The sequence below is a fragment of the Engelhardtia mirabilis genome (assembly GCF_007748095.1).
Taxonomy (GTDB): Bacteria; Planctomycetota; UBA1135; order UBA1135.
This window is the reverse complement of record NZ_CP036287.1, coordinates 2383867-2407203: the sequence shown is the minus strand read 5'-3', so window position 1 is coordinate 2407203 and position 23337 is coordinate 2383867. Positions and strand designations below refer to the sequence as shown.

Annotated in this window: 20 protein-coding genes; 14 read left to right on the top strand and 6 right to left on the bottom strand. The window is 69.9% G+C overall.

The window, feature by feature from the left end; genetic code table 11:
• The first annotated feature begins 70 nt into the window (after positions 1-70).
• The 13 genes from Pla133_RS26120 (at position 71) to Pla133_RS08730 (ending at position 13639) form a co-directional block, all read left to right on the top strand.
• Positions 71-874 (top strand): hypothetical protein, encoded by an 804-nt coding sequence (locus tag Pla133_RS26120; RefSeq protein WP_419192268.1) that lies wholly within the window; start codon positions 71-73, stop codon positions 872-874.
• A 13-nt stretch (positions 875-887) separates the two neighbouring features.
• Complete coding sequence (locus Pla133_RS08780) at positions 888-2693, top strand: carbamoyltransferase family protein (protein ID WP_419192267.1); 1806 nt, start codon at positions 888-890, stop codon at positions 2691-2693.
• Positions 2690-2854, top strand: coding sequence for a hypothetical protein (locus Pla133_RS26115; protein WP_419192266.1), 165 nt, complete (start codon positions 2690-2692; stop codon positions 2852-2854). The genes Pla133_RS08780 and Pla133_RS26115 overlap by 4 nt, the downstream gene beginning before the upstream one ends.
• Before the next feature lie 287 nt (positions 2855-3141).
• A complete protein-coding gene (locus Pla133_RS08775) occupies positions 3142-3876 on the top strand; it encodes a GbsR/MarR family transcriptional regulator (protein ID WP_145064540.1) in 735 nt (244 codons plus the stop codon).
• On the top strand, positions 3873-5114 hold the full coding sequence (locus tag Pla133_RS08770; RefSeq protein WP_419192265.1) for a beta-ketoacyl-[acyl-carrier-protein] synthase family protein: 1242 nt from the start codon (positions 3873-3875) through the stop codon (positions 5112-5114). The genes Pla133_RS08775 and Pla133_RS08770 overlap by 4 nt, the downstream gene beginning before the upstream one ends.
• Positions 5115-5161: 47 nt before the next feature.
• Positions 5162-5437 (top strand): acyl carrier protein, encoded by a 276-nt coding sequence (locus Pla133_RS08765; RefSeq protein WP_145064539.1) that lies wholly within the window; start codon positions 5162-5164, stop codon positions 5435-5437.
• Positions 5438-5528: 91 nt separating this feature from the next.
• A complete protein-coding gene (locus tag Pla133_RS08760; protein WP_145064538.1) occupies positions 5529-6929 on the top strand; it encodes a phytoene desaturase family protein in 1401 nt (466 codons plus the stop codon).
• Between the two features lie 99 nt (positions 6930-7028).
• Complete coding sequence (locus tag Pla133_RS08755) at positions 7029-8474, top strand: phytoene desaturase family protein (RefSeq protein WP_145070797.1); 1446 nt, start codon at positions 7029-7031, stop codon at positions 8472-8474.
• A 19-nt stretch (positions 8475-8493) separates the two neighbouring features.
• The gene (locus Pla133_RS08750) at positions 8494-8973 is read left to right on the top strand and encodes a 3-hydroxyacyl-ACP dehydratase FabZ family protein (RefSeq protein ID WP_145064537.1); all 480 of its coding nucleotides are present in this window, start codon (positions 8494-8496) and stop codon (positions 8971-8973) included.
• Entirely contained in the window at positions 8970-9794 is an 825-nt protein-coding gene (locus Pla133_RS08745; RefSeq protein WP_145064536.1) for an enoyl-ACP reductase FabI, read from the top strand. Before Pla133_RS08750 ends, Pla133_RS08745 begins: the two co-directional genes overlap by 4 nt.
• A 52-nt stretch (positions 9795-9846) precedes the next feature.
• Positions 9847-10887, top strand: coding sequence for an alpha/beta fold hydrolase (locus Pla133_RS08740; RefSeq protein WP_145064535.1), 1041 nt, complete (start codon positions 9847-9849; stop codon positions 10885-10887).
• Positions 10888-10976: 89 nt separating this feature from the next.
• A complete protein-coding gene (locus tag Pla133_RS08735) occupies positions 10977-12611 on the top strand; it encodes a fatty acid CoA ligase family protein (protein WP_419192479.1) in 1635 nt (544 codons plus the stop codon).
• Complete coding sequence (locus tag Pla133_RS08730; protein WP_419192264.1) at positions 12608-13639, top strand: NAD-dependent epimerase/dehydratase family protein; 1032 nt, start codon at positions 12608-12610, stop codon at positions 13637-13639. The genes Pla133_RS08735 and Pla133_RS08730 overlap by 4 nt, the downstream gene beginning before the upstream one ends.
• A 168-nt stretch (positions 13640-13807) precedes the next feature.
• On the opposite strand, the gene Pla133_RS08725 is transcribed toward Pla133_RS08730, so the two are convergent.
• The 6 genes from Pla133_RS08725 to thrS form a co-directional block, all read right to left on the bottom strand.
• Complete coding sequence (locus Pla133_RS08725) at positions 13808-14707, bottom strand: AraC family transcriptional regulator (RefSeq protein WP_145064532.1); 900 nt, start codon at positions 14705-14707, stop codon at positions 13808-13810.
• 71 nt (positions 14708-14778) lie between these two features.
• On the bottom strand, positions 14779-16182 hold the full coding sequence (locus Pla133_RS08720) for a sulfatase family protein (protein WP_145064531.1): 1404 nt from the start codon (positions 16180-16182) through the stop codon (positions 14779-14781).
• Positions 16183-16205: 23 nt separating this feature from the next.
• The gene (locus tag Pla133_RS08715; RefSeq protein WP_419192263.1) at positions 16206-17633 is read right to left on the bottom strand and encodes a sulfatase; all 1428 of its coding nucleotides are present in this window, start codon (positions 17631-17633) and stop codon (positions 16206-16208) included.
• Positions 17634-17650: 17 nt separating this feature from the next.
• A complete protein-coding gene (locus Pla133_RS08710) occupies positions 17651-18499 on the bottom strand; it encodes an HIRAN domain-containing protein (RefSeq protein WP_145064529.1) in 849 nt (282 codons plus the stop codon).
• Positions 18500-18569: 70 nt separating this feature from the next.
• Positions 18570-19541: a HipA domain-containing protein gene (locus tag Pla133_RS08705; RefSeq protein WP_145064528.1), complete on the bottom strand. Its 972-nt coding sequence runs from the start codon at positions 19539-19541 to the stop codon at positions 18570-18572.
• 112 nt (positions 19542-19653) lie between these two features.
• Positions 19654-21468, bottom strand: coding sequence for a threonine--tRNA ligase (thrS, locus tag Pla133_RS08700; protein ID WP_145064527.1), 1815 nt, complete (start codon positions 21466-21468; stop codon positions 19654-19656).
• Between the two features lie 216 nt (positions 21469-21684).
• On the opposite strand from thrS, the gene Pla133_RS08695 reads away from it, so the two are divergent.
• On the top strand, positions 21685-23301 hold the full coding sequence (locus Pla133_RS08695; protein WP_145064526.1) for a hypothetical protein: 1617 nt from the start codon (positions 21685-21687) through the stop codon (positions 23299-23301).
• Positions 23302-23337: the final 36 nt, after the last annotated feature.

Genomic DNA, 23337 nt, shown 5'->3' with positions numbered 1-23337 from the left:
TGCCGCCCCTAGGATGGCCCAACTCGCAGTCCGGGCCCCCCGCCCGGTCCGGGCACACGAGGCGCTCGCCATGATCTACATCCGAGAGTTCATTGCTGGGTTGATTTCGCCCGCTGTGGTTTTGTCGAAACCGCGCTTCAGTCGTCAGCTACTGAAGTTCGCGTACACGGAGCTGTACACCAGCTACGACATCGGTGCCGTGGCGCGGCGGCAGGAGGGCGAGGTGCGCGAGGCCATGGAGCGCCACGCCAGCGACGAGGGCCGCCACTACAAGATCTTCAAGGAGTGGGCCCAGCGGGTTGCGCCCTATACGGCCTCGCACAACAACGGCGTCAACTTCGGTGACCCCGATGGCGTCGAGCAGCCCGATCGTCGATCGGTGCGCTGGTCCGCGGAGCAGGAGGCCGCGCCCAACCGGCGCCTGCCCGAGCTCGGGGACTACATGCTCTACATCTTCCTGTCGGAGAGTCGGGCGGTGATCCAGTTCAAGCTCTACCAGTGGCTCAACCGCTACGACGAGCGCTGCCGAACCTGGATCCCCAGCGTGCTCGTGGACGAGAAGCGGCACGTGGCCTATTCGCTGCACTACGCTTGGCGCGAGTTTCGCCGCGCGCCCCTGGCGCGCATCAGGGGCGCCGCACGCGTGGCTGTCTACATCGCGCGGCAAGACCTCGTCGACCTCTCGAAGCTGATCCAGGTCGGTGGCTCGGCGGTGATGGGCAGCCTGTTCTATTTCTTGCTCGTCACGCCCTATGGTTTCGGCCTGCGACTCTTGGGTCTCGCCCGTCGCGACCGCTTACGCCGAACAGAAACAGACGGGCCGGTGGCGCCCCAGCGCGTTCAGCTCGACTCGACCTATTGGGCCGAGCAGTAGCCCGGAGCCGTCTTTGAAAGTCCTCGGTCTCTCCTCCCACTTCCACGACTCGGCAGCAGCCCTCGTGATCGACGGTCGCCCGATTGCCGCGTCCCAGGAGGAGCGCTTCTCCCGGCGCAAGGGCGATTCGAGCCTGCCGATCCGCGCGGCGTCGTTCTGCTTGGAAAGAGGCGGCATCGAAGCCACCGACTTGGACGCGGTGGTCTTCTACGAGAAGCCCTTCCGCAAGTTCTATCGCATCGTCTCGACGTCCCTCGCCAACGCGCCGGGCGGGTTCCGCGCCTTCAAGGGCGCCCTGCACTCCTGGTTCGAGAGCAAGCTCTGGATCAAGAGCGAGATCGCCAAGGCCCTCGGAGTCCCGCTCGACAGGGTGCGTTTCTCCGACCACCACCTGTCCCACGCCGCCGCGGCGTTCCTGACCCACGACGTGCCCTCGGCGGCGACGCTGGTGGTGGACGGCGTGGGCGAGTGGACCTCGACGACCCTGGGTCGCCTGTCGCGCGCCGAGGGGGCCATGGTCTACGACGTCTTCGGGTCCGTCGACTTCCCCCACTCCCTGGGCCTGCTGTACTCGGCCCTGACCGCCTTCCTCGGCTTTCGCGTCAACGAGGGCGAGTACAAGGTGATGGGCCTGGCGCCCTACGGCCAGCCGCGCTTCGTACCGGAGTTGCGGCAGCTGATCCGGCACCCGGACGATGGGCTGTTCGAGTTGGACCTGCGCTACTTCAGCCACGACCGCTCGGTCACTCGCGGCTGGTCGGCGGAGCTCGAGCGTCTCCTGGGCCCGCCTCGCAATCCTGGCCGTCCACTGCGGCTGGGGCGCGAGGGCACCGAGTTCCAGCGCTGCGCGGACATCGCGGCGTCGCTCCAAGTGGTGCTCGAAGAGGAGCTCCTGCGCCTGTTCGAGCGCGCGCGGGAGCTGACCGGGGAGTCGGTGCTCTGCTATGCCGGCGGTGTGGCGCTGAACTGCGTCGCCAACGGCAAGCTGGCGCGGGAAGGTCCCTTCTCGCGCCTGCTCATCCACCCGGCGTCAGGTGACGCGGGCGGCGCCCTGGGAGCGGCCCTGGCCTATTGCGCCAGCCACGGCATCTACCGACCGGCTGGAGCGTTCAGCCCCTTCCTGGGCTTGGACGTGTCTAGCGCGGAGTTCGCGGGGCTGACGTTCGACGATTCGGGCTCCGACTCGGGCTCCGACTCGTTCCAGCGAACGCAGAGCGAGGACGAGTTCGTCGAGCACGTCGCCCAGGCCCTCGCGGACGACGAGGTGGTGGGCTGGATGCAGGGCGGCGCCGAGTGGGGTCCGCGGGCGCTCGGAGCGCGCAGCATCCTGGCCCGCCCGGATTCGCCCGGGCAGCAGCGCAGGCTCAACCGGATGGTCAAGCACCGCGAGGACTTCCGGCCCTTCGCCCCGGTGGTCCTGGACGAGTGGGCCGAGGAGCTGTTCGAGGGCCTGTGCCCCGGGCGCGAGCTCGAGCGGCACATGCTGGCCACGGTCACGACCCGGAAGGCGTGGCGCGGGCGCCTGGCGGCCGTGACCCACGTGGACGGCTCGGCGCGGGTGCAGTGCCTGCGACCCTGCGACGGACCGCTGCTGCATCGGGTCCTTGCCCGCTTCCACGCGCTCACCGGCATCCCGGCCCTGGTGAACACCAGCTTCAACGACGCGGGCGAGCCGATCGTCAACAGCCTCGACGACGGCCTGCGCTCCGCCCGCCGCTGCGGGCTGGGCCTGCTCGCCGCCTACCCCCACCTCGTTCGACCGGCCAAGGACCCGGTTCCCGTCCCGGCCGAAAGCGCGACCCTGGAGCCCAGCGCATGAAGGACAAGCTCTCCACCCTCGCCGATCTGGTGGGGCAAGCGACCCGGCGCGAGAACCGTCACATGCTGGTGATCGTCTTGGCCCTGGTCCTGGTCGGTTCGGTGATCGGCATCGGCGCGGCCTTCCCCCTGCTGTCGCCGTTCCTGTACTCGATGTTCTGAGGGGCGCAGGACCTGGGGGCTTCCACAGGGGGCTCGAGCCCCGTCCTTCTGACCAGGGGCGGGGCCCTGCCGGCCCACCCCGGCTCGGGGGCAAGGCCCGAGTGCCCTGAACGCCGAGCCGCCATCCGCGCCTGTCCCGGCCGCTGCTCGGGCCGGTGAGGCGCGTCGCCGGGTGCTGGTCCCGGCTGGCGGAAAAGGCATCTGGACCGGTGGACAGGGCAACCGGCTTGTGGGACAACCCCCGCCCCCGATTTCAGGGATTCCTGAAATCCGGGGCCCCGCCAGCCATGTCCTCGACCCTCCACCCCCCCTCCACTGCCACCGGCGGTGGATTGACGCCGCTCGACCCCGAGCTTGCGGCCGAGCTCCCGGCGTTCGAGCAGTTCTTCAAGACCTTCGGGTTCAAGCGCGTCCACGGCCGGGTCTGGGGCCTGTTGGTGCTCTCCGAGCAGCACCTGTCCGCGAAGGACATCTGCGAGCAGATCGAGATCAGCCAGGGGGCGGCCAGCACCACCCTGGGCGAGTTGGTCGAGTGGGGCGCAGTCACGCGGACCTTCGACAGCCACCGCCGCTGCCACCTCCACAGCCCGGTCGGCAACGCCCTCTCGATCGCGGCGACGATCCTGCGCCGGCGCGAGGCGGTGGCCTTCCAGCAGTTCCGATTGACCGCCGACCGCTCCCTCAAGTTCGTCCAGAAGCGCTACGGCGAGCGGGACCCGCGGGTCCTGACCCTGCGCTCGATCATCTCGGCCTGCGAGATCGCGGAGGCTCTGATGACCCTGCTCGTGGGCGCGGTCGCCAACGCCCTCGGCGACAGCCAGTCGATCTTGAGCCGCGCGATCCACGCCGCCCTGAAGGTCGGCTTCGGCGGCAAGGGCAAGGACGCTACCACCGACGACCTCGTCGCCCTCGCCACCCCGGCCCTGGCCGCGATCCGCGCCGAGGAGGAGGCCCGCCAACAGGCCGAGTCCACCCTCGAGGGTCCGTCGGGCGACGACGAGCCGCAGGAGGCCCGATCGTGATCGACCTGCCCCGCGTCGTGATCACCGGGATCGGGCTGACGAGCCCCAACGGCAACTCCCTGGCCGAGTACCGCAAGAACCTGCTCGCGGGCGTCTCGGGCGTCCAGCCCTACGAGATCCGCTACTTCGGCAAGACCCTGGCCGGCATCTGCGACTTCGACGCCCTGCGCTACCAGAAGCGCAAGGAAGTCCGCCGCGGCACCCGCGCCGGTTCGATCGCGGTGTTCTGCGCCAACGAGACCCTGGCCGACGCCGGGATCGACCTCGAGACCCGCGACCGCAACCGCGTGGGCATCTACATCGGCACCACCGAGCACGGCAACGTGGAGACCGAGGCCGAGGTCTTCAACATCAGCCAGTACGGCTACGACTGCTCCTACTGGTCCCACCACCACAACCCGCGCACGGTGGCCAACAACCCCGCGGGCGAGGTGACCCTGAACCTCGGCATCGGCGGGCCGGCCTACTGCCTGGGCGGCGCCTGCGCGGCGGGCAACCTCGGCCTGATCCAGGGCATGCAGATGCTGCAGCTCGGGCAGGTGGACCTGGCCTTGGCGGGCGGCGTCTCGGAGTCGATCCACACCTTCGGGATCTTCGCCTCGTTCAACGCCCAGGGCGCCCTGGCCACCCACGCGGACCCGACCAAGGCCTCGCGACCCTTCGACACCGCTCGAAACGGGATCGTCGTGGCTGAGGGCGGCGCGCTCTACACCCTCGAGCGCCTGGACGACGCCCTGGCCCGCGGTGCGCGGATCTACGGCGAGGTCGTCGGGCACTCGGTCAACTCGGACGCCACCGACTTCGTGCTGCCCGACTCCGACGGCCAGAACCGCTGCATGCGCCTGGCCCTGGAGAGCGCCGGGATCGAGCCGGGCGAGATCGACGTGCTGTCGACCCACGCCACCTCGACGCCCTCGGGCGACACCGTCGAGTGCCGAGCCGTGCGCGAGGTCTTCGGCGACGAGCCGCGCGTCCACGTCAACAACACCAAGAGCTTCATCGGCCACGCCATGGGCGCGGCCGGCGCCCTCGAGCTGGCCGGCAACCTGCCCAGCTTCGAGGACGGCGTGGTCCACGCCACGATCAACGTCGATGACCTCGACCCCGAGTGCGACCTGCGCGGCCTGGTGCTGAACGAGCCCCGCCGGATCGGCGAGGTCGAGCACGTGATGAACATGTCCTTCGGGATGCTCGGAATCAACTCGGCCGTCGTGGTCAAGAAGTACCACCGCGGCTGAGTTCACCTGGAACCACCCCACCCCTGACCGCCTACCCCACCACCGCCATGACCCCGGAAGAAGTCGTCGTCGCCATCAAGGACATCATCCAGACCATCGCCCCCGACGAGGAGGTCGACGGCCTGGACATGAACGAGCGCCTGCGCGACCAGATCGAGCTGGACTCCATGGACTTCCTCGACATCGTCATGGAGCTGCGCAAGCTCTACGGCGTGCAGGTCCCCGAGGAGGACTACAAGGAGCTCGGCACCCTGCAGGGCTGCGTCGACTACCTCGGCCCGAAGCTCGCGGACAAAGAGCTTCACTGCGCTTCTCGGGCATAGCCCGAGTAGCGCAGGTACTGTTGGCCCAACGCCTGGCGGCGTTGGAGCATGCGCCGAATGGGCGCCTGCTGTCGGCGGATGGTCCCTCTCCATGATCCCTGAGCGCTACGACACGATCGTCATCGGCGCCGGCCTGAGTGGCATGGCGGCGGGGATCAGGCTGGCCATGTTCGGCCAGCGTGTGGCCGTCCTGGAGCAACACTACCTCTGGGGCGGCCTCAACTCGTTCTACAAGCGCGGCGGGCACCTGTTCGACACCGGGATGCACGCCCTGACGAACTACGTGCCCAAGGGCACCCGGGGCACGCCCCTGGCCCGGGTCTGCAAGCAGTTGCGGATCAGCCACGACGAGCTGAACCTGTTGCCCCAGAAGACGTCGCAGGTCGTCTGTGCCGGGCATCGCGTGCGCTTTTCGAATCAGGTCGAGCTCCTGATCGAGGAGATCGGTCGCTGCTTCCCGGCGCGCGTCGACGCCTTTGTCGCGCTGGTCGACGAGCTCCGCGACGCCCCCCTGGGCGAGCCCGACCCGTCCAGCGCGCGCGAGCGCCTGACGGCGCGCCTCGGCGACGCCGACCTCGTCGACCTCCTACTGGTGCCCACCTGCTACTACGGCAGCGCGCGCGAGAACGACGTGGATTGGGACCAGTTCGTGATCCTGTTCCGCTCGATCTTCCTGGAAGGCCTGGCCATGCCCGCCGAGGGCATCCGGCCCTTCCTGGCCCTGTTCAAGGACCGCCTCGTCGCCGCCGGTGCCGAGCTGCGGCTCAAGTCCGACGTGGCGCGCATCGAAGTCGAGGGCGGCGCGGCTCGCGCGGTCGTCCTGGCCGACGGGACGCGGCTGGCGACCGACCGGGTGATCTCTTCCGCCGGCTGGGTCGAGACCATGCACCTGTGCGGAGAGGCGCTCGAGTCCGAGCACGTGCGCCCTGGCGACGCCGGCCGCCTGTCGTTCGTCGAGACGATCTGCGTGCTCGACCGCTGGCCCCACGAGCTGGGGCCGGACATGGACGCAGCGGTGATCTTCTATTCCACGGGTGAGCGCTTCCGCTACGAGCGGCCCGACCGCCTGGTGGACGTGAGCTCCGGCGTGATCTCGATGCCGACCAACTTCGCGGGCACGCCGGCGGAGCGCGAGCCGCTGTTCCGCGTCACGGTGCTGGCGGACCACGAGCGCTGGGTCGCGCTGGAAGAGGACGAGTACGTGGCCCGCAAGCAGCTCCTGTCCGATGCAGCGCTCGAGGCCACGACCGCCTTCTGCGCCGACGTGCGCCCCCACGAGACCTTCCGGGACGTGTTCACACCGCGCACGCTCACCAAGTACACGCGCAAGCTCGGCGGCGCGATCTACGGCAGCCCGCGCAAGCGTCCCGACGGCTCCACCCCCGTGGCGGGCCTGTACCTCTGCGGCACCGACCAGGGCTTCCTGGGCGTGATCGGCGCGGCGGTCTCGGGGATCTCGATCGCCACCCAGCACGCGATGGCCGCCCGCTAGCCCCGAACTCCAGCCATGACTCACTCCGACGAGATCCCGCGCCCCCGGGGCGAGCGCGACGTGCGCTACTTCAAGGGCAGCACCGACGGCAAGCGGCCCCTGACCAAGGACCCCCTCGAAGGGGCCGCCTCCGCCTACGACCTGGTGGTGATCGGCAGTGGCCTGGGCGGTTTGACCGCGGCCAACGTGCTCGGCCGCGCCGGACACGGGGTGGCCCTGCTCGAGCAGCACTACAACTTCGGCGGCCTGGCCACCTGGTTCCGCCGCAAGGGCGGGCACACGTTCGACATCTCCCTGCACGGCTTCCCGATCGGGATGAAGAAGACGTGCCGCAAGTACTGGACCCAGGAGATCGCCGACTCGATCGAGCAGCTCGACGGGGTGCGCTTCGACAACCCGCAGTTCTCCTTCGAGACCGAGTTCACGCGGGTCGACTTCACGAACAAGCTGGTCGACGTGTTCGGGCTCGAGCGCGCGAAGGTCGAGGCCTTCTACGACGAACTGCGTCGGATGGACTTCTTCGACCCGACCACCGAGACCACGGGCGAGCTGCTCGAGCGCTGCTTCCCCGGGCGCAACGACGTCCACCGGCTCTTGATGGAGCCGATCAGCTACGCCAACGGCTCGACCCTCGACGACCCGGCGATCAGCTACGGGATCGTCTTCTCGAACTTCATGAGCAAGGGCGTGTACACCTTCAGTGGCGGCACCGACACCCTGATCAAGAAGATGAAGGCCGAGCTGGTCGCCAACGGCGTAGAGATCTTCAACTCCGTGCTGGTCGACAAGATCGTGATCGAGGAGAGCCCCATGGGTGAGCGCCGCGTAGCCGGCGTCGAGGCCCTGGGACGCTTCATCGCCGCCAAGGCCGTGGTCTCCAACGCCAACGTGCTGACCACCGTCCACAAGCTGGTCGGCGCGGCGCACTTCGACCCGGACTTCGTGGCCAAGGCCGGCAAGGTGCGCCTGAACACGTCGAGCTGCCAGGTCTACATGGGCGTGCGCGATGGCGCCGAGCTGCCCTGGGTGACGGACCTGTTGTTCACGTCCACACGGCCGACCTTCACGTCCGAGTCCCTGTGCGACTTCCACGGCGAGAGCCGCACCTTCTCCTTCTACTACCCGAAGACCCGCCCCCAGGGTCGTCCGCGCTACAGCGTGGTCAGCTCCACCAACGCGCGCTGGGAGGACTGGGCCGAGCTCGACCAGGCCGCCTACGACGCCGCCAAGGACAAGCTCGCCGCCGACACCCTGGCCTGCCTGGAGGGCTACGTGCCCGGGGTGGGCGGACTGATCGACCACGTGGAGGTCGCCACGCCGCGCACCTTCGCCTTCTACACCGAGCACCCCACCGGGACCTCCTTCGGCACCAAGTTCGAGGGCCTCGAGGTCTCGACCCAGCTGCCCGACGAGATCGGCGGCCTGTTCCACGCCGGCAGCGTCGGGATCATCATGTCCGGTTGGCTCGGGGCGGCGAACTACGGCGCGATCTGCGCCAACAAGGTCGACGCCTGGCTCTACTCCCTGGCCGAAGTCAGCGCCTGACCCCGCGCGAACCGCTCCCATGACCCAGTCCACCCGACTCGAGGCACCCGCCGATCGCGCGGCGATCGAAGCCGCCATCCCCCACCGCGAGCCCTTCCTGCTGGTCGACGAGGTGCTCGAGGCGCAGGACGAGCGCATCGTCACGCGCTGGACCGTGCCCGCTGATGCCGATTGGTTCCGCGGGCACTACCCGGGTCAGCCGGTGACTCCGGGGGTACTGCTGTGCGAGCACGCCCTGCAGTCCGGGGCGCTGCTCGTCAGCCGCGCCTTGGCGGGCTTCGACGCCGGTGACGGTGTGCCCGTGGTCACCAAGCTCGAGGGCGCGCGCTTCCGCCGCATGGTGCTGCCGGGCGAGACCGTCGAGACCGAGGTCAAGCTGGTCGAGCGCCTCGGCCCGGCCTGGATCCTGCGCGGCGTGGTGCGCTGCGGAGGCAAGAAGGCGGTGGACCTCTCCTTCGTGCTCAGCGCCGCCGGCGCCATGGGTCGCGTGGACCGATGAGCGCCACCGACTTCATGGGCCTCGCGGGCCGGCGCATCCTGATCGCCGGGGTGGCCAACAAGAAGAGCGTCGGATTCCAGGTGGGCAAGCGCCTGGTCGAGGCCGGGGCTCGGGTCTGCTGGAGCGTTCGCAGCGAGCAGCGCCGCGACGAGCTGGCCGCCAAGCTCCCCGGCGACGGCCCCGTGGTGGTCTGCGACGTCGAGGACCAGGGCCAGATCGAGGCCCTACCCGGCGCCCTGCGCGACGCGGGCGTGGACCAGCTCCACGGCCTGTGCCACTCGATCGCCTTCGCCAACTACTCGGAGGGCCCCAAGCCCTTCCACGAGACCGGCCGCGACGACTTCCTGCAGGCGATCAACGTCTCGTGCTTCTCCCTGGTGCAGCTCTCGCGCACGCTCAAGCCGCTCTTCGCCCACGACGCCTCCGTGGTCACGATCTCGATCTCGACCACCCGCATGGCCTCGGAGAACTACGGCTACATGGCCCCGGTCAAGGCCGCCCTGGACTCGTCCGTGGCCTTCCTGGCCAAGAGCTTCTCGGCCGACACGGAGGTGCGCTTCAACGCCGTCAAGGCCGGCCTGCTCAAGACCAGCTCCTCCGCCGGCATCCCCGGTTACCTGGAGAGCTACCTCTTCGCGGAGGCGGCCATCCCCAGAAAGCGCGGCCTGGCGACGGTGGAGGTCGCCGACACGGCCGTCTTCCTGCTCTCGCCCCGCTCCAGCGGCCTCAACGGCCAGGGCCTGGTGGTCGACGCCGGGATGGAGCTGAACTACTTCGACCAAGAGATCGTGAGCCGCGCCACGCGACCCGACGGAGTCTGATCGCTCCCGATGGCGGCCGGGCCGCTATCCTCTGCGCGCCCCCCCACCTCCCATGCCCTCCACCGATCCGACCTCCGAGCCCGCCGCCCAGGGCCGCACCGTGCGTCCGGCCGGAGGCAAGTCGCGTCAGCGCGGCGCCGAGCGGGCTCCGCTCGACCTCGCCGACGACCGCCGCCGCCTCAAGAACAAGCTGGTCCCCGAGTACGAGGTGACGCCCCACTTCGTGCGCGTGGACGGGGGCCCGTGGATGCACTTCGTCGACGAGGGCAACCCCGCCGCGCCGGTGCTGCTCTGCGTACACGGCAACCCCAGCTGGTCCTTCCACTGGCGTCGCCTGATCGACCGCTTCCGCTTCACCCACCGCGTGGTGGCCCCGGACCTGATCGGCTGCGGCTTCTCCGAGAAGCCGGCCGACTTCGACTACCGCCTCGCGCGGCACATCGACTCGCTCGAGACCCTGGTGGACGAGCTCGGCATCGAGCGCGCGACGCTCGTGGTCCAGGATTGGGGCGGGGCCATCGGACTCGGCCTGGCGGCGCGTCGGCCGGAGCTGGTCGAGCGCCTCGTGATCCTCAACTCGGGCGCCTTTCGCTCGACGCGCATGCCCGGGCGCATCGCCATGGGTCGCGTGCCCTTCCTGGGTCGCCTGGGCATCCGCGGCCTCGGGCTCTTCTCGCGCCTGGCCCTGATGTGGGCGGTGGAGCGCAAGCGCTGGACCCGCGCCGAGCGGCGCGGCTACCTGCTGCCCTACGCCTCCTGGGCCGATCGCGTCGCGATCCAGGCGTTCGTGGACGACATCCCGATGGACCCCTCCCATCGCAGTTGGAACGACCTGGTCGCGATCGAGGAGTCCCTCAGCGGGCTCGCCGATCGACCCACCTGCATCGTCTGGGGCGCGCGCGACTGGTGCTTCACCACCGAGTTCCGCGATCGCTACCAGCAGTTCTTCCCCGCCGCCGAGGTCCACACCATCGCCAACGCGGGGCACTGGGTGCTCGAGGACGCGCCCGAAGAGGTGCTGAACCACATCGCGGCCTTCCTCGAAGCCCACCCGGTCGAGGTCGCGGCAGCCCCCGGGGCCAGCGGGGCGTGACCGGGCCGGCGGGGGCTCCGCGCCGATCGCGCGGTGACACCGACGGCTCGGGACGAGGGACTGCGGGCGATGGGACTGCGGGCGATGGGATCGCCAACGTCGCGCGCCACCTGGACCGCTTCGCCGCCGACGCCCCCGAGCGCCCGGCGGTGCGCGCTGCCGTGCGCAGGCGACCGGGCCAGTGGGAGTCCCAGAGCTTCGCGGTGCTCGCCGCGCGCAGTCGGCGCATCGCGTCCGGGCTCCTGGCCCAGGGGCTCGTGCGGGGCGACCGCGTGAGCCTCTTGGTGGAGCCCGGCATCGACCTGATCGCGATCACCTACGCCTGCCTGCGCGCGGGGCTCGTGCCGGTCTTGATCGATCCGGGCATGGGCCGCAGCTCCTTCCTGGCCTGCGTCGAGCGCATGGCGCCGGCGGCCCTGATCGGCGTGCGCCGCGCCCACGTGGCTCGGCTGCTCTTCCGCCACGCCTTCCGAACCTGCCGCGTGCGAGTCGGCGTCGGCCCCGGCCCGCACTTCGGCGCGCTGCGCCTCGATGCCCTCGAAGCCGCCGGCGACGGCCGCTTCACCCACGCGGACACCACCGCCCGCGAGACGGCGGCGATCCTGTTCACCAGCGGCAGCACCGGTCCGGCCAAGGGCGTGGTCTACACCCACGGCATCTTCGAAGCCCAGGTCGCGGCCCTGCGCGACCTGTACGACCTGCAGCCGGGCGAGGTCGACGTGGCCTGCTTCCCGCTCTTCGCCCTGTTCGACAACGCCCTGGGGATGACGAGCGTCTTCCCGGACATGGATCCGACGCGCCCGGCGCAGTGCGATCCGGCCCTGATCCACCGGGCGGTGGTCGAGAGCGGGGCGACCCTGGCCTTCGGCTCGCCCGCCATCTGGCGCCGGGTGGCGCCCTGGTGCGCGGCCCGCGGCGAACGCCTGGGCGGGCTGCGCCGCGTGCTCGTGGCCGGAGCCCCGGTCCCGCCGCAGTTGGTCGAAGCGCTGCGCGCGGTGCTGCCCGACGGCGGCGACGTCCACACTCCCTACGGCGCGACCGAGTCCCTGCCGGTGTCCAGTGTCTCCGGCGCGGAGATCGTCGACGCCTCGATCCGCTCCCACTCGGAGACAGGCGGCGGCAACTGCATCGGCCGACCGGCCCCGGGCATGGACCTGCGCGTGATCCGCATCGACGACGGACCGATCGCGAGTTGGAGCGACGAGCTCGAGGTCGCAGCCGGCGAGTTGGGTGAGCTCTGCGTGCGCGGGCCGGTGGTGACGCCGGCCTATGCGGAGGACCCCGGCGCCACGGCCCTGGCCAAGATCGACGACGGCCGCGGCGGCGTCTGGCACCGCATGGGCGATCTGGGCTGCGTCGACGGCGACGGTCGGTTCTGGTTCCAGGGTCGCAAGAGTCACCGCTTGGAGACGGAGCTGGGCGTGCTGCCCTGCGTGCCCACCGAGAACGCCTTCAACACCCATCCGGCGGTGCGGCGCACGGCCTTGGTCGGGGTTGGAGCACGGGGTTCCGAACTGCCGGTGCTGGTGATCGAGCTGGAACCGAGCGAGCGGCCGACCGAGGCCCTGGCCGACGCCATCCTGGCCCACGGCCGCGATCGGGTGGCGACCGCGAGCCGCGTGACGCGAACCCTGTTCCACCCCGGCTTCCCGGTCGACGTGCGCCACAACGCCAAGATCGATCGCCCGCTGCTTGCCGAATGGGCCACGGAGCAACTGCGTTGAGCAGTCTGTCGGCGCAACTCGGGCGCTGCTTCGTGACCGGCGGCGGCGGGTTCCTGGGCCTCGAACTGGTGCGCCAGTTGCGCGCGGCCGGCTGCGAGGTCACCAGCGCCAGCCGCAGCAGGCATCCGGCCGTGGAGCGCCTCGGCGCCCAGTGCGCGGCGGTGGACCTGCGTGACCGCACGGCCGTCGGAGCCGCCCTCGCCGGACACGACACGGCCTTTCATGTGGCCGCCCTGACCGGCGTCTTCGGCCGCCGGGCCGACTTCTGGACCACCAACGTCGACGGCACCCAGAGCGTGCTCGACGCCTGCGTCGACGCAGGCGTCGTCCGCCTGGTGCACTGTTCGAGTCCTAGCGTGGTCTTCGGCGGCAGGGGCCATCTGGGCGCCACCGCGGACGAGCTCGACTACCCAACGCGCTTCCTGTCGCCCTACCCCGAGTCCAAGGCCGAGGCCGAGCGTCGCGTCCTCACGGCCAATGGCAGCCCCCTCGCCGGCGGCGGCGACCTGGCCACGGTCGCCCTGCGCCCGCACCTGATCGTGGGCCCCGGCGATCCCCATCTGGTTCCGCGCCTGCTCGACCGCGCCCGCGCCGGCCGCCTGGCGATCGTCGGCGACGGTCGCAATCGCGTCTCGATCACCGACGTGGCGAACGCCGCGGCCGCCCACGTCCAGGCGGCAGCGCGCCTGGCGCCCGACGCCCCCCACGCCGGCCGCGCCTACTTCGTGAACCAGCGCGAGGAAGTCGTGCTGTGGGACTGGATCGGCCAGATCCTCGACGCCGCCGGCGCACCTCGCCCGGGCCGTCGGTTGTCGGCCCCCGCGGCCTACCGCCTCGGCGCCGCGCTCGAAGGACTGTGGAAGCTCCTGCGATTCTCGGGCGAGCCGCCGATGACGCGCTTCGTGGCCCAGCAACTGGCCCTCGACCACACCTATTCGATCGAGCCCGCGGTGCGCGACTTCGGCTACGAGGAGCGCTTCTCCCTGGCCGGGTGCACCAGGCGGGTGATCGAGGGCTGCTGCGCGTAGGGCTTCCGATCAAAGCGGCTTGGCCGCATCGGATCGGCTTCGGAACGCGGGCGGCAAGCAATGAACAGGTCCCGGGGCCGCGGGGGCCAATGGGTGACGACCCGGGCCTGACGCGCGCGACGGCGTTGCTCTAACTCGGCGCGACCCCTCGATCTACCCGCGAGTTCTTCAGACCAGCGGCATCCAAACCTCGGTCTCGAGGTCTTCCGGTGCCGTCTTGCGCGGATCGTTGAGGTAGCGCTCGAGGGAGGGCGGGTCGCCCAGGCGGCGCCATTCGCCGTCGATCGGGCCCGAGGCGACGCGGGCGAACAGGGCGGCGTAGGTCTGGCCCAACCCGTCGTAGGGTCCGCGGTGCCGGACGACGGCGAAGTTGCCGCCGGGCAGGCGGATCTCGCTGACCGGTCCGGCGATCCTCGCGCTGGCCTTGACCACCAGGCAGGCGTCGTAGCGGCAGCGCTCGGGCTGGGTCACCTCCGGGTCGTCGTGGCACAGGGCGAACATCGCCGGGCGGCCGAAGATCATGTGTCGCCAACCCCACTTGAAGAGGGTCTTCCAGGCGCTCGCGACATCGGAGTAGGGGCCCACGTGGCGTACGCAGGCCACGCGCTCGGGCTCGCGTGGCTCGAGGCGCACGTCGATCGGCGGCAGATCGTCGCCTCCGCCGTCACCCTCCCTATCGCCGCCCCCACCGCTGGAGGCACCCTCGGCTCGGTAGGTCGAGGGGGCCACGCCGAACTGCCGTGCGAAGGCCCGGGTGAAGGCCTCGTTGCTGCCGTAGCCGACGTCGAGGGCGATCGACAGGATGTCGGCGTCGGTCTGCTCCAACCGGTGGGCGGCACGCTCGAGGCGCAGGCGCCGCACATGGGCCGCGACCGGCTCGCCGACGAGCCCGCGGAAGAGCCGGTGGAAGTGGAAGGGCGAAAGGCCCGCCGCCGCGGCCACCTCGGCCAGGGGCAGGTCCTCGGACAACCGCTCCTCGAGCAGGCGCTGGGCCCGCCGGATGCGGGCGGCATAGTCCTGGTCCGAGCGGGCGGGGGGTTCGGTCACGGTCGGCTGAGTCTGTTGCATGGCCCCAGCCTCGGCCGGCCAAGTCCGCGGTGCTTGATCGTGCTTGCTGAAGGGCAGATCCGCCCGCAGCCCTACCGATCGGTGTAGCCCAGGGCCTCGAGCTCCTGCTGGCGCTGGACCGAGAGCCTGGGGCCGCGCAGGGTCGCGAAGCGCGTCTGCAGGTCCACGTTCTGCCGCCGCCGGTCGGAGAGCTCCGAGAGCAGCGACCCGACCACTTCCTCGTGCTGGTCGCGCACGTCGAGCAGGCCACTGGGGTCCGAGTCCAGGTCGAACAGGCTCTCGGTCACGTCGCCGTCCACCGACGCACGCACCAGGTGCCAGCGGTCGTCGGTGACACCCTCGAAGAAGCCGGCCTTGCGACCGATCAGGAGCTGCTCGAAGGCCGGGCCGCCGGGCGCGAAGGTGGCGGGATCCCGCAGCGCATCGGCGAAGGAGCCAACCTGGAAGGCCGCAGGCATCTCGAGCCCGAGCAGGTCGCAGAGGGTCGCGGGAATGCCGGTCAAGCTCACGGGCCGATCGACGACGCCCCGACCGACTCCTGGGCCGGCCACGATCAACGGCACATGGGTCAAGACGCGGGTCAGGCCGGTGCGGTGCCCGAGGTTGCCCTGCTCGCCGAACTGCTCGCCGTGGTCGGAGAGCACGATCACGATCGAGTCCTCGCCGCGACGTTCCCTCCAGATCTCGAGCAGCTTGCCGATGCCGAAGTCGGTCCAACGCACGTTGTCGTCGTAGAGGTCCGACAGCCAGGCCACGTCGTCCGGCCCCATGCCCTCGAACTCGGTCAGGAACTCGGCGGCTTCGCCGAACACCGCCGACATCGGCTTGCCGACCAATCGGTCGTAGCGCTGGCGGAAGACCCCCTGGTACTCCTGGTCGGCGAACTTGCCGAAGTAGCGCGCCGGCGGCACGTAGGGCGAGTGGATCTGATAGGTGTGCACGAAGAGGAAGGCCGGCTGGCCGTCCGGCACCTCGTCACAGAAGTCGTTCACCTGGGGCAGCTTCGCGGGCAGCTGCTGCATCCCGAAGACCTGGAAGTCGAAGCCGCGGTCGAAGCCCATGTCCGGATGGACGTTGCCGGTGTCGCCGATCACGCCGGTGTACCAACCGGCGGCCTGGACCAGCTCACTGAGCATCGGCGCATTGTCGGCCAGGCGCGTCGAGCTCTCGTCGTAGCGCGACGTGTTGCGCACTCCGTGGGCCAAGGGATCCAAGCCGGAGAAGATGCTGACGTGGCTCGGTGCGGTCTGCGAGGCGGGCGAGCAGGCCTCGGAGAAGAGCACCCCGGAGGCCGCGATGCGGTCCAGATTGGGGGTCGTCTCCTGCCTCGAGCCGTAGGCGGACACGCGGTCGGCCCGCAGGGTGTCGAGGCTGATCAGCAGGATGTCCGGCGGGCTCTCGGGGCCGCCGCCACCACAGGCACTGACCAGGCCGAGCGCGGCGACGGCGAGAGGGGTCGAGGGACGCCGGATCATGGGCACGAGTCTACAACCCGAGTTCACCGCTCGTCTGCGCCCTCGATGTAGCCCAGGGCCTCGAGCTCGTCTGCGCGATCTGTCTCGTCCGGATCGGCGAGCTCGGCTGGGAATCGGTCGCGGAACTCCATGCCCACTCGCCTGCGCTCGCTGATCGCCTCGCGCAGGGGCTCGAGGCGCGCCTCGCCGGCCTCGAGGGGCGACTGTTCGAGCGGATCGCCGGGGAAATCGAACAGCACGTCCTCGGGACCCGGACGGCGCAGGAGGCGCACGCCGCCGACGGCGACCGCATCGCTGCGCCGGTCGCCGGGGATGCCGACGAGCTGCTGATGCAGGGCGCGGGGTGCCGGGGCGCGGCTCGGATCGCGCAGGGCGTCCACGAAGCTCGGCTCGGCGTGGCTCGGTGCGTCGATACCGATCAGCTCCAGCACCGTCGCGAGCAGGCCACTGGTGGGCACGGGCTCGTCGACCACGCCCACGCCCACGCCGGGACCGCGCACGATCAGCGGCACCCGCAGCAGCTCGCGTTCGAGGCGTGCGGGGTGCCCGAGGAAGCCGTGCTCGCCGAAGCCCTCGCCGTGGTCGGAGACGACCATGAGGACCGTGTTGTCCGCATCGCGCAGCTCGGCCCACCGGCGCCACAGCTCCGCCACCTGGCTGTCGGCAAAGGACAGGTTCGCGTCGTAGAGGCTCTGCAGCCAAGCGAGGTCCTCGTCCCCCATCCCGGGGAAGCGCTCCAGGAAGCGCCCCGCCTGGGTGGTGAGGAAGCCCGTCGGACTGCGCCGCAGGCTGTCGTAGCGGGTACGGAACTCGCCCCGGTACTCCATGTCGCAGAAGCGACGCATCACGGCCAGGGGCGGCAGGTAGGGCGCGTGGCACTCGTAGCTGTGGAAGAAGACGAACAGCGGCGCGCCGTCGTCGGGCACCTCGGCCACCAGGTCCCCGAAGGCGTCGAGCTTCTCGTCGAACTTCGAGTACTTGAAGTAGGTCTCGTCAAAGCCGCGCCCAAAGCCCATGGCCGGCGAGAGCTGCCCGCGATCCGTGATGCCCAGGGTGTGGTACCCGTTGGCCGACAACACCTCGGGCAGGGTCGGAACCCCCGGATTGACCATCCGCAGCTCCCCCCGCCCGGCCGGCTTGTTGGGAATCCCGTGGGCCATCGGATCGAGCCCGGTGAACAGGCTCATGTGACTCGGCGCCGTGTGCGGCGCCGAGCTGTAGGCATGCTCGAAGCGCACACCCAGGGCCGCGGTGCGATCGAGGAACGGCGTCGTCTCGGCCGGGTTCCCGTAGCAGCTCAGGCGATCCGCACGGACCGTGTCGAGACTGATCAGGATGATGTCCGGCCCGCGCCCGGCCCCGGGATCATCCCCCGCCGAGCAGGCAGGAAGCGACAGGGCCAGCAGCCCGGCGAGGACCGCAACGACCGGCGCCTCACCGCGTCGACTCACTGCGCTGGAAGTGCTGGTCACGCGGGATGCCGGCGCAGAGGATTCAGCTGCGCGGCGACGCCCTCATCTCCCACCGCGCTCTCGAACGACTCGCCCGGCATACTCGCCCCTACCACGCTGTCAGACGGCCACGTCATCCGACAGAGCAAGCGGTAGGCCATGGGCGTCGTCGCCGCTGAGTTGACCCGCACGACTTCGATGGCGACATCGATGGGTTCCCGCCCTCGCATCTCGGCGGTTTGCGATTCGAGCGCTCGATACACGAATGGCGCGAAGAATCGCGGCAAGTAGCCCACCACCAGGAGCCCCGAGCTGTGGCCATCGTCCGTCCGCAGGCACACCGCTCCGGGATCCTGCTCGTTCTCCATGTCGAGCATGGGCAGTAGCCGGTCGCCAGGGGCCAGCGCCTCGAAGACTTCGCCCCCGCGCCGTTTGAGGTGGCGACTGCCATGTACGAGGAAGGTCACGCCCCACCGGCCATCCTCCCGGAGTCGAGGCGGCGCGAAGAGCTGGAGCCGGTCCGTCCCACGCAATCCGTGGGAGCGCCCCAGAACCTCCAGCTCGGCGTCGATCGGCTCGAGCTCGCCTGCCTCGAGGTCGAGCCAATGCATCACGTCGGCGTACTCCGGTCGACTCTTGGAGAGGATCCGATTGCGAAACAACGGAAAGAGCTCCTTCGATCGGTAGCGATCCAACGTCGACGGAAACTCGAGGAATCCACCGAACTCACTCTCGGTCGCCGCGGCTGCAGCACCGCGCAGGTACTCGAAGACGAAGTGATCTGCGCTGCGATCCAGACGCGCTACCGGGTACCAGCGTCGCCGCTCGGCGTCTTGCCAGGCGATATAGAGGGTTGCTTCGCTCATTGGTTCACTTCGAGGAGTCGCCGACGATTGTAGACCAGTAGCCGCCAGGTGAACTCCTGCGCGTCCTGACTCATGAACTCCTCCGGGACTCGAGCGCACAGGGTCCGAATCGCCTCGGGCTCCACTGCCTCGAGAGCCTGGAGCCACCGCGAGCCCGCCTCGGGGTAGCGCTCAGACGCCGCACGCCAGACGTCGTGCATGAATGCCGGAGCCTCCGCGCATTCAGAGAGGAAGATCGCTGAGCGGGCTCCTTTCTTGGTGGATCGGGCGAATCCCTCGACGCCATGGTCACCCCCCCGGTCAGCTTCGCGGCCCGCTTCGCCTCGAGTAGGCTCGCCCCCAAGCTCGCAGCATGGTCGAAGGTGGGCGCTAGGGTCAGCCCGCCGGACGGCTCCTGAACCACGCCCCAGTTGCCATGGTGGCGATCCGTGTTCGCGATCCACGCGTCGAGCATCAGGTAGCCGACCATGAAGAAGCTTGCCGGGATGCGGACCTCAACGCCCCCGCCGGCGGGGGCAGAGTCTGATCGAGCGAGTCCCGTCCGAGGTGCGCCCACTTCGGTCCCGTCGGGGCGGCGGTCGATGGCCGCAAGGATCGACGCCAGCGTATGCCTCGAGACCCGGCGGAATTGCCGACCATCGTGACGGTCGATCGGATAGTCCGGATCGTCCTCCTGAAGCAGTCGATCCCCCGATGTCAGCGCGGCGTACTGGCGATTGCCCGTGGGTGACTCGCGCCGCAGGAAGCTTGGACTGACGATACCTCGACGACCGTCGTAGCGTGCCAGGTCCACCTGAGCTGCGGGCAACCCCAACAACCCGGCCAGCTCCGCCGCGATCTTCTCGGCCCAGTCCTCGCCGCGGTAGCGGCCTTGATCGAGGCGATGGAACTTGTAGAGCACCGCGTCCTCGACGCGCACACCCAATCGGGCAGCCAGTTCGTCGGTCGCTTCGAACCAGAACTTCGCCTTCGTGCCCTCGGGCTCTGGCCGCTCGGGGTCCACCGACGCCGAGCTCAAGTCGTAGATGGGGAACAGGCTCAAGTCAGGTCTCCAGCCTCAGGACTGGTCGCGCGGCTCGAGGTTACAGCTCGAAGGTCGAGAATCGGAGCTCCGGGTGCGCGTCAGGCACCCGGAACTCCGAGTCTCACCCCCGCTACGTCGCGGGCGACAGGTTCGGCAACTCCAGGGCCCGACTGGCGCGCAGGTCGCGGGCCAGGTCGAGGAAGCGCTCGAAGGGCATGTCCACCTGGTCGCGGGTGCCGCGCGGGCGCACGGCGCAGGTGCCTTCAGCCGCTTCGCGCTCGCCGACGATCAGCATGAACGGTGTCTGATCCCCTTGGGCGTGCTTGATGCGCTTGTTCATGTGGCTCGGGTCATCCATGCAGTTGACACGGAAACCCTCACGCTCCATACGCGCGGTCAGCTCGCGGGCATAGTCCGCGTGGTCCTCGCGGATCGGGATCACGGCCACCTGGTCCGGCGCGAGCCAGAAGGGGAACTTGCCGCTGAAGTGCTCGATCAAGACGCCGACGAAGCGCTCGAAGCTGCCCAGGATGGCGCGGTGCACCATGATCGGCCGCTTCTTGTGACCGTCCGTGTCGGTGTAGGTCAGATCGAAGCGATCGGGCAGGTTGAAGTCGCACTGGACCGTCGACTGCTGCCACTCGCGACCCATGGCGTCCTTGACCTTGAAGTCGATCTTGGGGCCGTAGAAGGCGCCACCGCCCTCGTCGAGCTCGAGCTCGATTCCGGCCTTCTGCGCGCCGCGCTGCAGGGCGTCGATGGCGCGCTCCCAGATGTCCTCTTCGCCGATGGCCTTCTCCGGCCGGGTGGCCAGGTAGGCGGTGAAGCTGAAGCCGAAGGCGTCCAGGATCGTGCGCACGAGCTCGAGCACCCCGGCGATCTCGTCGGCGAGCTGGTCGGGGGTGCAGAAGATGTGGCTGTCGTCCTGGGTGAAGCCGCGCACGCGCAGCATGCCGTGGACCACGCCGGACTTCTCGAAGCGGTAGACCGTGCCGAGCTCCGCCCAACGCAGGGGCAGCTCGCGGTAGCTGCGCCCACGGTTCTGGTAGATCAGGATGTGCCCGGGGCAGTTCATCGGCTTCACCCGGTAGGGGATGTCCTCGATGTCCATCGGGGCGTACATCATCTCGCCGTAGTTCTCGAGGTGACCCGAGACGGCGAACAGGTCCTCGCGCGACACGTGCGGCGTGTACACGGGCTGGTAGCCGCGCACGCGGTGCTCGTGCCACCAGAAGTCCTCGATCTCCTTGCGCACGACGCCCAGGCGCGGGTGCCAGAAGACGAAGCCCGCACCGGCCTCGGCGTGGACCGAGAACAGGTCCTGGTCGGTGCCGATACGGCGGTGGTCGCTCAGCTTGACCTGCTCGAGCCAGGCCAGGTGTGCCTCGAGGTCCTCCTTGGTCCAGAAGGCGGTGCCGTAGATGCGCTGCAGCATCGGCCGCTTCTCGTCGCCGCGCCAATAGGCGCCGGCGAGGCTGAGCAGCTTGAAGTGGAACTCGCGGTCGAGCCGGTCGACGTGGGGACCTTCGCACAGGTCGGCCCAGTCTCCGTGGGACCAGAAGGTGATCGTCTCGTCCTCCGGGATCAGGTCCACGGCCTCGACCTTGTAGGTCTGATCCTGGGCCGCGAGCTTGGCCTTGGCCTCGTCGCGCGAGAGCTCCGTGCAGACCATCTGCGGGGTCTGCTTGGCGATGCGGCGCATCTCCTTCTCGATCCGCTTGAGGTCCTTCTCCTCGAGCGGCTCCGGGAGCTCCATGTCGTAGTAGAAGCCGTGCTCGATCGACGGACCGAAACCGAACTTCGTGCCCGGGTACAGCCGCTCGACGGCCGAGGCCATCAAGTGCGACACCGAGTGGCGCAGGGTCGAGAGGGGGAAGGGGCCCTGCGAGGCGTCAGCGCCGGCAGCCGACTCGGCTCCGGACGCGACTTGAGAAGCGGGATCCATGTCGGATCTCCTTCGGGATGAAGCGGGGATCTGGGCGCGTCGCGCGCCCCCACCTGGGACGCCGACGTCGCACGCCGTCCCCGATGGCGTGCGAGGGTGAGAGTCTAGCCCACCCCCGGCGGCCTCTCGCCCCCTGACCTGGAAGCGATCTGCGATCGGGGGCCTGGCTGGAGCCGTCGACACGGCCTAGCCTCGCGGCATCCAGGAGTTCTTGCCATGCGCCACTCGAAGGTCCGAAGCCTGCTCGTCGCCCTTGCCCTGACCGCGCCCACTGCAGCAGCCCAGTGTGAACTGGACCTGCTGACGGACGGGGACCTCAACTCCCAACTGGGCTACGCCCTGGCCGTGGACGGCACGACCCTGGTCGTCGGCGCCCGCTTCGACTCGAGCGCCGGCCCCGGTGCCGGCGCGGTCTACGTCTACCAGTGGAGCCCCCCGGGATGGACCCTCGAGACTGTCCTGACCGCTTCGGACGCGGCGCCCAACGACACCTTCGGCTACTCGGTCGCCCTCGACGGTGAGCGCTTGGTGGTGGGCGCCAACACGGCGGACGGCACCGTGGTCCAGGCGGGCGCGGCCTACGTCTTCGAGCGCACCGGCCGCACGTGGACCGAGCAGGCGAAGCTCGTCGCCCCCCAGCCCTTGGTCAAGGAACGCTTCGGCGAGTCCTGCGCCGTCGACGGCGACACGATCCTGGTCGGGATGCACGTGGCCGACGACGTAGCCCCTGTAGCCGGCCGGGCCTACCACTTCGAGCCAGGGCCCGGCGGTTGGCAACTGGTGCAGACGTTCGCGTCCTCGGGCTCGCACGTGCACGACCACTTCGGACTGTCCTTCGCCCTCGACGGCGACCGGCTGTTGGTGGGAGCGCGGCACGACGACGAGGGCGGCGAGGACGCCGGCGCGGTCTACTACTTCGAGCGACAGGCGGGCTTGTTCGTCGAGCAGCAGAAGCTGGTGCCCCAGGTGGCCTCGGGCCCCGCATTCGCCGGAGCCTGGGTGGCCGTGGACGGTGACACAGCGGTCATCGGCGCGCCCCTCGCCAACGTCACCGCCGGCCTGTCCGGTGCCTGCGCGGTCTACGACTGGGTCGCGGGCCAGGGCTGGGTCGAGGTCGCGACCCTGGCTTCGACCAGTGTGCCGGGCAACGCCCAACTCGGCACCTCGGTGGACATCCGCGGCGATTGGATCCTGGCCGGCGCGCCGGGCGGCGGTCCGCTCGGCCAGGGCTCGGCGCACCTGTTCGAGCGCACGCCGAATGGTTTCACGGAACACACGCAGGTCGTTCCGGACAGCACCCAGACTCTGGATCAATTCGGACGGTCCGTCGCCCTCGGTTCCCTGGGCGCGTTCGTCGGCGCTCCGCTGGCGGATCCATCGGCGCCCCGCTCGGGCGCCGTGTACGTGCTCGGGACCGCAGCCGCCCAGGCTCTGGCCCTGTCGAGCGCACCCGCCAGCCTCTCGCTCGCGAGTGGCGGGACCCAGACCCTCTCGCTGGACGGTTGCGGCGGCCTGGGCAACCGCTTCTACCTGGTGCTCGGCAGCGCGACGGGAACAGCCGCGGGTCCCCTCGTCGATGGCCTGACCCTGCCCCTCACGGTCGACGGCTACACCCTGCTCACCCTCTCCCATCCGGGCACTGCGCCCTTGATCGGGAGTTCGGGGTTCCTCGCGCCCGACGGTTCAGCGACGGCGACCTTCGCCCTGCCCAGCGGCGCCCCAGCGACCCTCGCGGGCTCGACCCTGTGGCACGCTGCCCTGGTCTTCGACGTGCCCGGCGCCGGCGACGTGCTGGCGATCTCCTTCACGACCTCGTTGATCCTGGAGGGCTGACGCCGCACCGATCAGCTCCGACCGGCGAATGGAGTT

Excerpts from the sequence above, each read along its gene's own strand:
- Pla133_RS08740 (WP_145064535.1), top strand. The coding sequence starts at position 9,847 with ATGCCCTCCACCGATCCGACCTCCGAGCCCGCCGCCCAGGGCCGCACC.
- Pla133_RS08765 (WP_145064539.1), top strand. The coding sequence starts at position 5,162 with ATGACCCCGGAAGAAGTCGTCGTCGCCATCAAGGACATCATCCAGACC.
- thrS (WP_145064527.1), bottom strand. The coding sequence starts at position 21,468 with ATGGATCCCGCTTCTCAAGTCGCGTCCGGAGCCGAGTCGGCTGCCGGC.
- Pla133_RS08695 (WP_145064526.1), top strand. The coding sequence starts at position 21,685 with ATGCGCCACTCGAAGGTCCGAAGCCTGCTCGTCGCCCTTGCCCTGACC.
- Pla133_RS26115 (WP_419192266.1), top strand. The coding sequence starts at position 2,690 with ATGAAGGACAAGCTCTCCACCCTCGCCGATCTGGTGGGGCAAGCGACC.
- Pla133_RS08710 (WP_145064529.1), bottom strand. The coding sequence starts at position 18,499 with ATGAGCGAAGCAACCCTCTATATCGCCTGGCAAGACGCCGAGCGGCGA.
- Pla133_RS08760 (WP_145064538.1), top strand. The coding sequence starts at position 5,529 with ATGATCCCTGAGCGCTACGACACGATCGTCATCGGCGCCGGCCTGAGT.
- Pla133_RS08775 (WP_145064540.1), top strand. The coding sequence starts at position 3,142 with ATGTCCTCGACCCTCCACCCCCCCTCCACTGCCACCGGCGGTGGATTG.
- Pla133_RS08745 (WP_145064536.1), top strand. The coding sequence starts at position 8,970 with ATGAGCGCCACCGACTTCATGGGCCTCGCGGGCCGGCGCATCCTGATC.
- Pla133_RS26120 (WP_419192268.1), top strand. The coding sequence starts at position 71 with ATGATCTACATCCGAGAGTTCATTGCTGGGTTGATTTCGCCCGCTGTG.
- Pla133_RS08720 (WP_145064531.1), bottom strand. The coding sequence starts at position 16,182 with ATGATCCGGCGTCCCTCGACCCCTCTCGCCGTCGCCGCGCTCGGCCTG.
- Pla133_RS08725 (WP_145064532.1), bottom strand. The coding sequence starts at position 14,707 with ATGCAACAGACTCAGCCGACCGTGACCGAACCCCCCGCCCGCTCGGAC.
- Pla133_RS08750 (WP_145064537.1), top strand. The coding sequence starts at position 8,494 with ATGACCCAGTCCACCCGACTCGAGGCACCCGCCGATCGCGCGGCGATC.